Raw genomic sequence first — 13,266 nt, 5'->3', positions numbered from 1 at the left:
GGTTTCATCCGCACAAGGAGGTCCCCATGCCAGCCAGCACCCGCAGCGCCGAACATGCAGAGAACACCGGGCCGCTTCCGCGCGAGGAACCCGAGGTCGGCAGCGAGGAGTCGGTGCCGACCGATGGCCGCGACACCGAGGGCGAGAAGCTGATGAAGGAGGTGAAGAACCCGAAGCTTCACGAGCCGGGGCTGGCCGAGCACAAGACGCCAGAGAAAGCCGAAAAGGCCGAGAAGGCCGGGGGCGACAAGAAAGACGCCTGATCTTCGGCCAGACCAGCGCCAGCTGTGTCTCCTTGCGGCTGCGTCGATTCCGGCCAGCCGCGGGCGCAGCGCCAGGCGGGTTTTCCGCGTCGCCTCCGGCGCGCGGAAAGTGCTTGACCTCCAGTGCACTCGAGCCCTTGCAATGGTGGCGGCCCCCAGATGGGCCGATGTTTCCACCGCCATTGAAAGGACCGCTCCCGATGACCCATGCACCAAGCTCCACGCTGTTCCACAACCCCGCCACCCTGCCGCCACCGGTGGGTTACTCGCACGTGGTGCAGTCCCGGGGCGGCCGCCTCATCCACGTGTCGGGCCAGGCCGCGCGCGATGCCGATGGTACGCTGGTCGGCGAAGGCGACTTCACCGCGCAGCTGCAGCAGTGCTTCCTCAACATCCAGCATGCGCTCGAAGCGGTCGGCGCCTCGATGGCCGACCTCGTCAAGCTCAACTACTTCTGCGACGAGCGCGTGCCCCAGGTGGCCTTGCGCTCGGTGGTCGTCGTGCGCGACCGCTTCGTGAACACGCAGCGGCCGCCGGCCAGCAGCTTCGTCGTGGTCAAGCGCCTGGTGCGGCCCGAATGGCTGATCGAGATCGAGGCCGTGGCGCATGCCGCCGCGCTCGAAGGGAGCGACGCATGATCGCGGTGATCGGGCATATCGAGGTCGAGCCTCGGGCCGCCGAACGCCTGCGGCAACTGGGCATGAGGCTCGAACGCGCCACGCGCGCGGAGCCGGGCTGCCGCCACTACGCCATCGGGTTCGACGCGCAGGTGGCGGGGCGTGCATGGCTCAGCGAGCTGTGGGATGACGACGGCGCCCTGCAGGCCCATTTCGAGACGCCCCACATGAAGGAATTCCGCGCCGGCCTCGCGGCTTTGCCTGGCCTGGCAGTCGATGCGACGCGCTACCGCGTCGAGGCCAGCGAGGTGCTGGTGCGACGGCCGCGCTCCGACGCGGCATAGAACGGCCGGCCCCTCAGGCCATGACGTCCGCCAGCAGATCCGGGCTCGGCACCAGCTCGCCGCGCTCGATGCGCCCGATGATCTCGTTCACGCGCCGGTGGTAGCGCACGTCCACCCCGACCTCCTCGCCGCGCCGCGCCACCAGGCCGTTGATGTACTCGGTCTCGGTGCGCCGGCCCTTCTGGATGTCCTGGCCCATCGAAGGCCGCTGGCCGTCGCTGCGCGAGTTCGCCACCTCGAGGATCATGCGCGTGATCGCGTCGCGCGCCGCGGCGTCTTCCTCCGCGCGCGCCAGCAGGTCGAGGTCGAGCCCGCCCACCGGCTCGAGCGCGAGGCCCAGCGCGCGGCCCACGCGGATGCTCGAGCTGCCGAGCCGGATCGTGAGTTCGCGCGCCACCTCGTTCATGTCGCGCTGCTTGCCGCTCAGGCCCGTGAGCGCGCACACGCCGTTGCGCATCGCGTTGATCGTGAGCTTGGACCAGCGCTCGCCCCAGAGGTTGGTCGTGACCCGGCTGGTGTCGCCATGCGCGAGCAGCGCCGAGATCGCTTCGGCGCGCGGCGTTACGCGCCCGTGCAGCTCGCCCACGCGCATGCCCCATTTCTTCTCGTCGCCCAGCGGCGAGTTGCGCACGATGCGGGCCGGCGCCACCAGCTCCGCCGCCAGCGCGCTCACCGAGCAGCCCAGCGTGCGTTCCCAGCCGGCGATGGCCGCGATGCTGTCCTCGTTGATGCCGTTCTGCAGCGACACCACGCAGCCCGTGGGCGCCAGCAGCGGCAGTATCAGCTGCGTGGCCCAGGCCGTGTCGTAGGACTTCACGGCGATGAAGGCGACGTCGAAGGCCGCCTCGCGCGCGAGCTGCGCCACCTCGCCCACGTGCAGCGCGCGCACCTTCGCATGCACCGCGCCCGCGCCGTCCATGCCGTTCATTCCGCTCACGCGCAGGCCATCGCGCCGCATGGCCTCCACGTGTTCGGGCCAGGCGTCCACCAGCGTGGTATCGACCCCCGCCCTGGCCAGGTGCGCGCCCACATAGCCGCCCACGGCCCCCGCGCCCACGATGCATATCCGCGTCATCCGTTGCTCCTTCTTCGATCGGTTGAAAACGCGAAGCGCGTCGCCAGCCGCCCGAAGGGGTGGGCGCCGCGCTTCAGAGATTGAAGCCGCGCGCCTCCGTGCCCAGCTCGGCGGCCGCGCCCTCGAGTTCGCCGCGCAGCTGCGCCAGGTGCTGCTCGCCATAGAGCTCGGGCGTGCCGAGCAGGCACAGCGCGGCGAAGGCCTCGCCATCGGCACCGCGCACCGGCGACGCAAAGGCATGGATGCCGGGCACCACGTCGCCGAGGTTCACGCCGAAGCCGTGCCGGTCGGAGCGCTCGCGCATGCGCTGCAGCGCGGCGAGCCGCCCCGAGCCGCAGCGCGCCACTTCCTGCGCCACGTTGTCGAGCAGCACCGCGCGCGCCTGCGCCGCGTCCAGCGTTTGCAGGATCGCGACCCCGCCCGCCGTGGTGAACAGCGGCCGGCGCGCACCCGGATAGAGCACCGAGCCGGTCAGCGGAAGCTGGCCCTGGCGCACGCTGCACACATGCTCGTTGCCGCTGCGCAGCAGCAGCACCGCGATGCCGCGCATGCGGCGCGCGAAGGCTTCGAGCATCGCCTCGGCGCGGCGCTGGAACAGCAGGTGGTCGGGCAGCGCCAGTCCCAGTTCGTGCATCAGCGGCCCCGGAAGGTAGTGCCGGTCGGCCGCGCGCTGCGTCACCAGGCGCTCCTCGACCATGCAGGCCAGCATGCGGTGCACGGTCGCCTTGTCGAGCTCGCAGGCCACGGCCAGGTCGGACAGCCGCCAGCCGAATTGCGGCCGCGACGCGACCACGCGCATCAGCTTGATCGCGCGGCCCAGGCTGCGCGTGCCGGGGCGTTCGGGGGCGGTGGCGGCGAATGCGTCCTGGATGATCGGCTGGTCGGTGTCCATCGTCGGTGCTTCCTCGGGCAGATGCGGGGGAGGCCCACCGGACAGGGGCGCGGCGGGCGCGAACCATGCATTCTGCGATGGAGGGACACGCGGGATGCGCGCGATCAGCGAAGACACCGCGGCTCGCTCCTCAGTCGCCGCCGAAGCCATAGAGCCGCGCCGGGTTGTCCACAAGGATGCGATCGAAGGTCCGCGCGTCCGGCGACCACTGCCGCAACTGCGCGAGCACGCCGGCGTTGTCGACCTCGTGCGGCGCGCTGACCTCGGTGGCCGAGGCGGCCGCGCCCGGCTGCGGATGCGGCCAGTCGCTGCCCCACAGCATGCGTTCGGGGTTGCAGTCGATGAAGCGGCGCGCCAGCGTTTCCATGTCGGCATGGCCGGGCATCGTGCTGCAGCGGTAGGGGGCCGAGAGCTTGACGAAGGCCCGGCCCTCCTCGACGAGCGCGAGCACCGCGGCCAGCGCCGGCGTGTCGGGTCCGTCCACCGCCTGCGCGCCCGCGTAGTGATCGAGCACCACCGGCACCGGCAGTTCGCGGATCGCCGCGGCGCAATCGGCCAGCAGCGGCAGGCTCGCATAGACCTGCACATGCCAGCCCAGCGGCGCCACGCGTTCGGCCGTGCGCCGAAGCTGCGCGGTGGCGCGGCGGGCATCGCCCTCACGGTCGATCTCGAGGTTGACGCGCACGCCGCGCACGCCGGCCGCGTCCAGTGACTGCAATTGCGCGTCGGTCGTGGCGTCGTCGATCACCGCCACGCCGCGTGCCCGCGTCGGACCCAGCTGCCGCAGCGCCTGCAGCGTCGCCGCGTTGTCGAGCCCGTAGACGCTGGGCTGCACGATCACCACGCGAGCGATGCCGAGCGCGTCATGCCATTGCGCCAGGGCCTCGATCGATGCCGGCGGCGGCGTGTAGCGGCGCGCGGGCAGCAACGGAAACTCGCGCTCGTCGAGGAAGACGTGCGTGTGGCAGTCGCAGGCGTCGGGCGGGAGCTGCGACGAGGGCCGCTGTATCGATGGTGTCGTCATGCTGTGGCGACGATAGCCGTCCGGTCCGCGCCCTGGCCGCACCGTGGGCAGCGGAATTTCATGGGTTGAACTTTCGCGCGCCGCCACGAGCGCACGCCGCGGGGGGGCTCGATATTCTGCGCAGGGCCCGGGCAAGCCCGCCGCGGACATCACAGAACAACGGAGACGACATGCCACCCTTCATTTCGCGCAAGACCTTCCTTCGACGGCTGGCCGGATCGCTCGCACTGGCCCTCGGGCCCGCCGCGGCGCTGGCCCAGGGTTTTCCCGCCAAGCCCGTGACCGTCGTGGTCCCGTTCGTGGCGGGCAGCCCCACCGACATCGTCGCGCGCGCCTTCGCCAGCGAGTTCTCGCTTGCGCTCAACACGCCGGTGCTGGTGGACAACAAGCCCGGCGCCAACCAGACCATCGCCGGCAGCTACGTGTCGCGCGCGGCGCCCGACGGCTACACCCTGTTCTTCGCCAACCTGCCGGCCGTGGTCGCGCCCTCGCTGCGCGCGAGCCTGCCCTACCAGGGCGTGGGCGACTTCGCGCCGGTGTCCGACGTGCTGACCATCGGCTTCATGCTCGTGACCGCGCCCAACGTGCCGGCCACCACGCTCAAGGAGTTCGTCGCGCTGCTCAAGGCCGACCCGTCGAAGTACTCCTATGGCTCCTCGGGGATCTCGACGCCGATCCACCTGATGGCGGAGATGTTCAACAAGGAGCTCGGCGTCAAGACCCTGCACGTGCCCTACAAGGGCGCCAACCAGGTCCAGCTCGACCTCATGAGCGACCGCGTGACCTACGCCTTCCTGCCGACCGGCACCATGGACTACGTGCGCGCCGGCAAGCTCAAGGCCTTCGGCCTGGCTGCCAGCCAGCGCGACCCGGCCTACCCCGAGCTGCCCACCATGGAGGAGTCGGGCATGCCCGGCTTCAAGGCCACGGTCAACTTCGTGCTCGTCGGCCCGAAGAAGACGCCGCCCGATGTGCTCGCCAAGCTCAACGCCGCGGCCAACAAGGTCGTGGGCAGCGATGCCTTCTACGGCAAGGTCAAGCCCGTGGGCGGCGTCGAGCTGTCGCGGCCCGCAACCACGGCGCAGGTCGGCGCGCACATCGCGGCGGAGGAGGCGCGATGGAATGCGCTGATCAAGCGGGCCGACATCCAGCTCGAGTGAAGTCGCGCCGTAGTCTTCAGAGCGTGAGCCCGCCGTCGATCGTGAAGCTCGCGCCGGTCACGTAGCGGGCCTCGTCGCTCGCCAGATAGGCGATCAGGCCCGCGATCTCGCGCGGCTGCGCGACCCGCTTGAGCGGGCTCATGCCGGCCAGCGCGTCGATCGCGCCGGCATTCATGTCGGTGTCGGTCGGGCCGGGCTGGACGTTGTTGACCGTGATGCCGCGCGGCGCGAGGTCGAGCGCCACGCCCTTGACGAGGCCCGCGACCGCGGTCTTCGTCAGCTGGTAGACGCTCGCGCCGGCCAGGCCGGTGCGGATCGCCACGTTGCTGCCGATCGTGACGACGCGCGCGCCGTCGCGCAGATGCGGCAGCGTGGCCTGGATCGCGAGGTAGACGCCGCGCACGTTCACGTCGAGCATGCGGTCGAGGTCCTCGAGGCTCACCGTGTCGATGGTGCCCATGCGCAGCAGGCCGGCGTTGACCACCAGCACGTCGATGCTGCCGAAGCGCTCGACCGCGCGCGCCACGGCGTGGCGGATCGCCGCGGGATCTGCGCTGTCCGCCTCGATCGCCAGCGCCTGCGCGCCGCCGGATTCCACCGATGCCACGAGTTCGCTGGCCTTGTCGGGGCGCGACACGTAGGTGAAGGCCACGGCATGGCCGTCGGCCGCGAGGCGCTGCACGGCGGCGGCCCCGATGCCGCGTGCCCCGCCGAACACCAGTGCCGTCTTCGCGCCGTTAATGCCTTTTTCGATGTTTATGTCGTTCATGTCGTTCATGGCGTGCTCCTTCTCAACCGCCCGCGGCCTCGACGATCACGCGCGTGACCGCCTCGGGCTGCGAGGTCATCACCACATGCGAGGCGCCCTTGACCACCACCGTCTTCTTCGCATGCGCGCGCTCGGCCATGAAAGCCATCGCGGCCGGCGGAATGTTCTTGTCGCGGTCACCGTAGACGAACCACGAAGGCACCGACTTCCAGGCCGGCGCCCGCGCCGCTTCGTTGAGCGCGGCCTCGGCGATCGGGCGCTGACCCACGGCCATCAGGCGCGCCTGGGCCAGCGGCACGTCGGCGGCGAACTGCGCGGGAAACTTGCCCTGGTCGATGTAGAGGTCCTTGCCTCCGTCGGCCAGCGGCACCGGCGGCGCCAGCGTCGGGCCTAGCGTGCTGCCCGGGAACTGGCCGGTGAGGCCGAGCGCGGTTTCGCCGGCCTCGGGTGCGAAGGCCGCCACGTAGACCAGCGCCTTCACGTTGGGCTTGCCGTTGGCGGCCGCCGTGATGACCGAGCCACCATACGAGTGGCCCACGAGCACCACGGGCCCCTTCACCGAATCGACCACGGCGGCGACCGAGGCCGCGTCGTAGGCCGGACCGCGCAGCGGGTTCGCGGCCGCGATCACGGGGTAGTGGCGTTTCTGCAGGTCGCGCACCACGCCGTCCCAGCTCGACGAGTCGGCGAAGGCGCCGTGCACCAGCACGATGGTGGGCTTGGGCGCCGGCGTGCCAGGCGCGGGCTGCGCGAAGGTGGCCAACGGCGCGAGGGCGGCGAGGCCGAAGGCGCCGGCGAGGAGGGTGGCGCCGAGGCGGCGGGAGATCGTGGTCATGGTGTCTTTCCTTGCTTGAACAGGGGGAGGAGGGTCGTCGGCATCGGCCGATGGCGCTGAATCTAGGGGCGCTGCCGCGTTGGCTCCCTTGCCTCTGTATGCCTGTGTGTCCAGGCGGCCCATGAGCACATTACTTTTCATGCCGGGGCGCCAAAACCCCGCTTCGGCGCCCCTGCCTAACAACGCCTAACACCCGCCAACGCCAGCCGCCGTCGCTGCGCGACCAGCGCGGTTCCAATCGAAGCCGACAGTCAGAAGCAGCCGAGGGACACCGAAACATGGACGGCGCATCTGCATCGCACGGCCGCCGCGGCGGCCCGCTCAACGCAGGAGGCTCACACCATGCAGGATCAGGAACTCGGTGAACGCAACCCGGTGGCGGCGCCCGATCCGCTCGAACGGCAGGCCATGCCGTTCCAGGACTTTCGCGAACTCAGCGGCGGCATGCCGCGGCTCGAACGCGCGCGAGCGGGCGCCGGGCCCACCTCGCTGGTCGCGGGCCGGGGCCAGGCCACGCCGGCCGCGGCCGCGCTGCTGCAGCGCGAGTACGGCTTGCGCCATGTGCTGCGCGACGACTGGGCCGCGCTTCCCGTCGCGCTGATGCCGCACGGCGAAGGCGCGCTGCTGGTGCTGCGCGACCCGGGCGGCGAGACCCTGCGCGGCAGCGGCGCGAGCGCGGGCGCCAGCGACACTGCCGCCTTCCTCGATCTCGCGCTGCGGCTGGTCGCCGCCGTCGGCGCGATGCACGCGGCCGGCGTGCTGCATCGCGCGATCACGCCCGACCGCCTGCTGCTCGTGCCCGACGGCCGGGCCTGCCTCACCGGCTTCGGCCATGCCGCCACCATGTCGGACGCAGAGGGCGCGCCCGATCACGGCGAGGCCGCCTGGGACGAGGACTGCTTCCACTACATGGCGCCCGAGCTGGGTGCGCGCATGAACCTGCGCGTGGACGCGCGCGCCGATCTCTATTCGCTGGGCTGCGTGCTCTACGAGCTGCTGACGGGCCGCCCGCCGTTCCAGGGCGAGGATGCCGCGGCACGCGTCCATGCGCATGCAACCCGCACCGCGCGCGCGCCGGGCGAGCTGGTGGCGGATGTGCCGGAGCAGCTCTCGCTGCTGATCATGAAGCTGCTCGAGAAGGCGCCCGAGCAGCGCTACGCAGACGCCGCTGGCGTGCTGGCCGACCTGCGCCGGTGCGACACCCTGCTGCGCGAGCGCGGCAGCATCCCGCGCTTCGCGCTCGATGCGCACTCGGCGCTGCGCCGGCTGCCGCGCCTCACGCGCGTGCTGGGCCGTGATGCCGAGCTCGAGGCGCTGCTCGCGCTGTACCGCGGCGTTGCGCTCGATGCGCGCTCGCGCGTGGCCTGGGTCTCGGGCCACTCGGGCATCGGCAAGTCGACGCTGCTGCGCGAGGCCATGCTGCGCATGCAACAGTCGTGCGCGCCGCTGCTGGCCACGGCCAAGAGCGAGGAGGGGCGCCGCGGCCGGCCCTATGCGCTGGTGGTCGACGTGCTCGAGCAGCTGCTGCAGTTCGTGCTCGGTTGCGCCGAGGACGAGTTCGCGCTCTGGCGCCGCCGCATCGCCGCCGCGGCCAAGCCGGTCGACCGCACGCTCGCGGGACTGCTGCCCGCGCTCGCCGTCGTGCTCGGCGCGCAGCCCGAGGCGCCCGATGCGCCCGACGCCGCTCCCGGGCTCGAGCGCGAACGCGTGCTGCAGGGCATGGCGCGGTTGCTGGCCTGCTTCGCGAGCTCGGCGCGGCCACTCGTGATCCTGCTCGACGATCTGCAGTGGGCCGATGCCGGCACCCTGCAGGTGCTCGAGCGCCTGTTGCACCAGCACGAGGACGCGGCCCTGCTGCTGGTGGGCGCCTACCGCGCGGGCGAGGTCGCCGAGGACCATCCGCTGCGCGCCGGCCCGCTGGCCCAGGTGCCCGGCGCCGCGCGCATCGAACTCGGCCCGCTCGACGAAGCCGCGCTGCGCGAGATGATCGCGCAGGCGCTGCAGCAGGCACCCGACGAGGTCGACGAACTGGCGCGCGCCATCGGCCACAAGACCGGACGCAATCCGCTCTTTGCGCACCACCTGCTGCACCTTCTGGCCGATGACGGCGTGCTCGTCTATGACGCGGACAGCGCCGCATGGCGCTGGAGCCTCGAGCGCCTTGCCTCGCATCCGGGCGTGGACAACGTGGCCGAGCTGATGGCGCGCCGCTTCGAGCTGCTGCCCGCGTCCGCGCAAGCAGCGCTGCGCGTCATGGCCTGCCTCGGCCACCGTGCCTCGGCCGAGTCGCTCGCGGTGGCCATAGGCCTGGCGCCCGGCGCCGAGGCGGTCCGTGCGCTCGATGCGGTGCTCGAACCCGCGCTCGAGGCCGGCAGCGTGCACCGCGAGGGCGAGGACTGGGTGTTCTGGCACGACCGCATCCGCGAAGCCGCCTACCTCTCGCTCGCGGCCGGCGAGCGTCCGGGCCTGCACCTGCAGATCGTGCGCCGCCAGATCGCGAATCAGGGCACGCACCAGAGCGCGCATCAAGGCGCGCCGTCGCAGCGCTTCACGCTCGCCGTGCAGGCCAGCCTCGCGCGCCCGGCCGTCGACGCGCCCGAGGAGCGGCGTGCCTTCGCGCGGCTCAACCTCGAGGCCGGCCGGCAGGCCAAGGCCGCCACCGCCCATCATTCGGCGCTCGGCTTCTTCCGCGCCGCACTGGCCTTCCTGAGCGAAGACGACGCGAGCGAAGATGGCCTGCATGCACGCGCCCTGTGCGGCGAGGCCGAGTTCATGACCGGTGCGCTCGAGGTGGCCGAGGCACGGCTGGCAGCGCTCGAGCAGGTTGCGGGCGAGGGCATCTTCGCCGCCGATCTCACGCGCCTGCGCGCGGCGCTTTACACCACGCTGGGCCGCTTCGACCGCGCGCTCGACGTCGGCCTGGCCTTCCTGCGCAAGGCCGGCATCGAGCTGCCGCGCCAGCCCGATGCCACCGCGGTGGACCGCGAGCATGCGGCCCTGCAGGCCTGGATCGACCGCCACGGCATGGCCGCCTTCCGGCAGTTGCCGATCGTGGCCGACCCGCTGCGCCGCGCCATCACCGACATCTTTGCCGACCTGATCCCACCCGCGCTCTACACCGACCAGAACCTGGTCGACCTGATCCTGCTGCACATGGCGCGGCTGGGCATCGCGCACGGCCATGCCGATGCCTCGGCCGACGGCTACGTCTGCATGACGCAGGTGTTCGGCGTGCGCTACGGCGACTACGCCACGGCGCGCGAGTTCGGCGCGCTCGCGCTGCACCTGGTCGACGAGCGCGGCCTCGCGCGCTACCGCGGCCGGGTTTACATGACCTTCGGCACCATGGTCGTTCCGTGGTCGCAGCCCGCGCGCGCGGCACGCGACTACATCCGGCGCGCCTACGAGCTCGCTGTGGCGAGCGGCGACCACACCTTCGCGATCTACTGCGGGCGCAACCAGGCCACGGGCATGCTGTTCGCGGGCGAGCTGCTGGGCGACGTGCGCGACACGGTCGAGCGCGGCCTGGCGATTGCGCGCGATGCCAACTTCCAGCTCGTGATCGACGCGCTGCTCGCGCAGAAGCAGCTGCTGTCGCAACTGCAGGACGGCAGCGACGGCGACCCGCAGGCGCAGCCGCGCGTGCCGCGCGAGGGCGATCCCGCCACGCTCGTGGACTTCGCGTTCTGGGTCTATCGCCTGCAGGCCGCGCTGCTGTTCGGCCGGCTCGACGAGGCACTCGAGGCGCGCCGGCGCGCCGAGGCCTGCGCCGATTCGGCACGCACCTTCGCCGAGAGTGGCGACCTGCCGTTTTACGGCGCGCTGGCGCTGCTCGCGCTGCCCGAGCGCGACCCTGCACAGCAGGCCGCGCTGCGGCGCGACCTGGCCCAGCTCGAGACCTGGGCGCTGGCCTGCCCCGGCAACTTTCTCGCGCGGCACGAGCTGGTGCGCGCGGAGCGTCTTCGCATCGACGGCGATCCCGCTGCCGCGGTCGAGGCCTATGCGCGCGCCGTGACGCATGCGCGCCGGCACGGATTCACGCAGGTGGAGGCGCTGGCGGCCGAACGCGCCGGTGCCTTCCATGCGGCGCGTGGCGACGAGCTGTCGGCCTACGGCAACCTGCGGCATGCGCGCGGCGCCTGGCAGCGCTGGGGCGCCATGGCCAAGGTGCGACTGCTGCAGGCCGAGTACCCGGGCCTGTTCGAGAGCGACGAGCAGGTGGGCGCCGGCAGCCGGCTGCAGGCGCTCGATGCGCAGGCCGTGCTGCGCATCTCGAACGCGCTGGCCAGCGAGATCGTGCCCGAGCGGTTGGTCGACACCCTGCTGCGCACCGCGCTCGAGAACGCCGGTGCCGAGCACGGCACGCTGGCGCTGCTGCGCGAAGACTCCTGGCAATTGCGCGCCCGGGCCTCGGTGGTCGACGGCACGATCGCCGTCACGCAGGAGGCCGCGGCCTTCGGTCCCGACGTTCTGCCGCTCGGCATCGTGCAGGCCGTCGCGCGCACCCAGCAGCACATGGTGATCGACGATGCGCGCGAGAACGCTTCGTTCGCGCAGGACGACTACATCCGCCGGCGCCGGCCGCGCTCGGTGCTGTGCGTGCCGCTGATGCGCCATGCGCGCCTGGTCGGCGTGCTCTACCTCGAGAACAACCTCGCCTCGCACGTGTTCACGCCGGCCAAGGCCGAGGTGCTCGAGGTGATCGCTTCGCAGGCCGCCTTCGCGCTCGAGAACGCGCGCCTGTACGAGGAGCTGGTCGACCAGAACCGCCAGCGCGCCCGCGCCGAGGAGCAGTTGCGCGGCGCGCTCACCGACCTCGAGCGCGCGACCCGGCTCAAGGCCATGGGCGAACTGGTCGCGTCGATCGTGCACGAGGTCGGCCAGCCGATCGCCGCCGTCGACACCTCCGCGAGCGCCGCGCTGCGCTGGCTCGACCGCAGCCCGCCCGACATCGCCGAGGCGCGCGAGATGCTCGCCCACATCGGCAAGAGCGCGCTGCGCGCGCGCAGCATCATCCAGGCCCTGCGCGCCAAGGCACGCAATGCCGAGCCGCGGCTCGCGGCCTTCGACCTCAACGAGGCACTGCGCGAAGCGGCCGTGCTGGTGGCCGGCCCGCTCGACACGCTCGGCGTGGCGCTCGAGCTGCGCGGCCTGGAGGCGGCCGTGCTCGTGCACGGTGACCGCGTGCAGTTGCAGCAGGTGGTGGTCAACCTGCTGATGAACGGCGCGGAGGCCATGGCTTCGCTGCCGCCAGGCCCGCGTCCGCTGTGCCTGAGCTGTGGTGGCGATGGCGAGGGCCGGGTGCGCGTGACCGTGGACGACGCCGGCACCGGCATCGGCGACGAAGCGGGCGAGCACCTGCTGAAGCCTTTGTTCACGACCAAGGCCGACGGCATGGGCATGGGCCTGGCGATCTGCAAATCGATCCTCGACGCGCATGGCGGCACCTTGTCGCTGTCGCGGCGCGAGCCCGCGGGCACGCGCGCCGTCTTCACCTTGCCCCTGTCCGAACCTGGCCTCGCCCCATGACCTCTTCCCAAAGCCTCCTCACCAGATCCCCGGGCGCTCCGCTGGCCGGCGACGCGCGCGTGGTGTTCGTCGTCGACGACGACGACCTGGTGCGCGCCGCCATCGGCAGCCTGTTGCGCTCGGTCGACCTCGAGGTGCGCGCCTTCGCCACCACCGAGGAATTCCAGGCCGCGCCGCGCGCGTCCGGGCCCTCGTGCCTGGTGCTCGACGTGCGCCTGCGCGGCCAGAGCGGCCTTGCGTTCCAGCAGGCCCTGCGCGAGGCCGGCCGGCCGCACATGCCGATCATCTTCATGACCGGCCATGGCGACATCGCGATGACCGTGCGCGCCATGAAGGCCGGCGCCGTCGACTTCCTCACCAAGCCCTTTCGCGACCAGGACATGCTCGACGCCGTGGCCGCCGCGCTGGATGCCGACGCCAGGCGGCTCGACACCGACCGCGCGCTCCAGGCCTCGCGCGACTGCTGGGCCCTGCTCACGCCGCGCGAGCGCGAGGTGGTGCAGCACGTGGCCTCGGGCCTCATGAACAAGCAGATCGCCGACCGCATGGGCATTGCCGAGATCACCGCGAAGATCCACCGCGGTCAAGCCATGCGCAAGATGGAATCGCGCTCGGTCGCCGAGCTGGTGCGCAAGATGGAAGCGCTCGGCGTCGTGCAGGGCCTGCCACGCGCGCAGCCGGCCGTCTCGCACCATACCTAGAGATGATGGCGCCGCGCCGTGCCGCCGGTATTCTGCAAGCCCGGGTCGTGCCCGCGT

General features: G+C 71.9%; 11 protein-coding genes. 6 read left to right on the top strand and 5 right to left on the bottom strand.

Annotated elements, in window-relative coordinates; all coding sequences use genetic code 11:
• Positions 1-26: 26 nt before the first annotated feature.
• The 3 genes from INQ48_34550 to INQ48_34540 all read left to right on the top strand — a co-directional run bounded on the left by INQ48_34550 (position 27) and on the right by INQ48_34540 (position 1,224).
• Positions 27-263 carry a hypothetical protein gene (locus INQ48_34550; GenBank protein ID QRF62643.1) on the top strand — a complete coding sequence of 79 codons (237 nt, stop codon included), beginning with the start codon at positions 27-29 and terminating at the stop codon, positions 261-263.
• 200 nt (positions 264-463) lie between these two features.
• Positions 464-901, top strand: a complete 438-nt coding sequence (locus tag INQ48_34545) for a RidA family protein (GenBank protein QRF62642.1) — start codon at positions 464-466, stop codon at positions 899-901.
• Positions 898-1,224 carry an antibiotic biosynthesis monooxygenase gene (locus INQ48_34540; protein QRF62641.1) on the top strand — a complete coding sequence of 109 codons (327 nt, stop codon included), beginning with the start codon at positions 898-900 and terminating at the stop codon, positions 1,222-1,224. The genes INQ48_34545 and INQ48_34540 overlap by 4 nt, the downstream gene beginning before the upstream one ends.
• 13 nt (positions 1,225-1,237) lie before the next feature.
• Here INQ48_34540 and INQ48_34535 read toward each other — a convergent pair whose 3' ends face one another.
• The 3 genes from INQ48_34535 to INQ48_34525 form a co-directional block, all read right to left on the bottom strand.
• Positions 1,238-2,299, bottom strand: a complete 1,062-nt coding sequence (locus INQ48_34535) for a 2-dehydropantoate 2-reductase (GenBank protein ID QRF62640.1) — start codon at positions 2,297-2,299, stop codon at positions 1,238-1,240.
• 73 nt (positions 2,300-2,372) lie between these two features.
• Positions 2,373-3,191, bottom strand: coding sequence for a helix-turn-helix domain-containing protein (locus INQ48_34530; GenBank protein QRF62639.1), 819 nt, complete (start codon positions 3,189-3,191; stop codon positions 2,373-2,375).
• Between the two features lie 130 nt (positions 3,192-3,321).
• Positions 3,322-4,215 (bottom strand): amidohydrolase family protein, encoded by an 894-nt coding sequence (locus INQ48_34525; GenBank protein ID QRF62638.1) that lies wholly within the window; start codon positions 4,213-4,215, stop codon positions 3,322-3,324.
• A 170-nt stretch (positions 4,216-4,385) separates the two neighbouring features.
• Between INQ48_34525 and INQ48_34520 the strand changes: the two genes are divergently transcribed.
• Positions 4,386-5,375, top strand: a complete 990-nt coding sequence (locus INQ48_34520; protein QRF62637.1) for a tripartite tricarboxylate transporter substrate binding protein — start codon at positions 4,386-4,388, stop codon at positions 5,373-5,375.
• Positions 5,376-5,391: 16 nt separating this feature from the next.
• Here INQ48_34520 and INQ48_34515 read toward each other — a convergent pair whose 3' ends face one another.
• Complete coding sequence (locus tag INQ48_34515) at positions 5,392-6,144, bottom strand: SDR family oxidoreductase (GenBank protein QRF63075.1); 753 nt, start codon at positions 6,142-6,144, stop codon at positions 5,392-5,394.
• A gap of 22 nt (positions 6,145-6,166) precedes the next feature.
• The gene (locus INQ48_34510) at positions 6,167-6,979 is read right to left on the bottom strand and encodes an alpha/beta hydrolase (GenBank protein ID QRF62636.1); all 813 of its coding nucleotides are present in this window, start codon (positions 6,977-6,979) and stop codon (positions 6,167-6,169) included.
• A 408-nt stretch (positions 6,980-7,387) separates the two neighbouring features.
• Between INQ48_34510 and INQ48_34505 the strand changes: the two genes are divergently transcribed.
• Positions 7,388-12,508 carry an AAA family ATPase gene (locus INQ48_34505; GenBank protein QRF63074.1) on the top strand — a complete coding sequence of 1,707 codons (5,121 nt, stop codon included), beginning with the start codon at positions 7,388-7,390 and terminating at the stop codon, positions 12,506-12,508.
• The gene (locus INQ48_34500; GenBank protein ID QRF62635.1) at positions 12,505-13,209 is read left to right on the top strand and encodes a response regulator transcription factor; all 705 of its coding nucleotides are present in this window, start codon (positions 12,505-12,507) and stop codon (positions 13,207-13,209) included. Before INQ48_34505 ends, INQ48_34500 begins: the two co-directional genes overlap by 4 nt.
• Positions 13,210-13,266: the final 57 nt, after the last annotated feature.

It is taken from the genome of Variovorax paradoxus (assembly GCA_016806145.1).
Classification (GTDB): Bacteria; Pseudomonadota; Gammaproteobacteria; order Burkholderiales; family Burkholderiaceae_C; genus Variovorax.
This window is presented reverse-complemented; position numbering and strand designations above follow the sequence as displayed.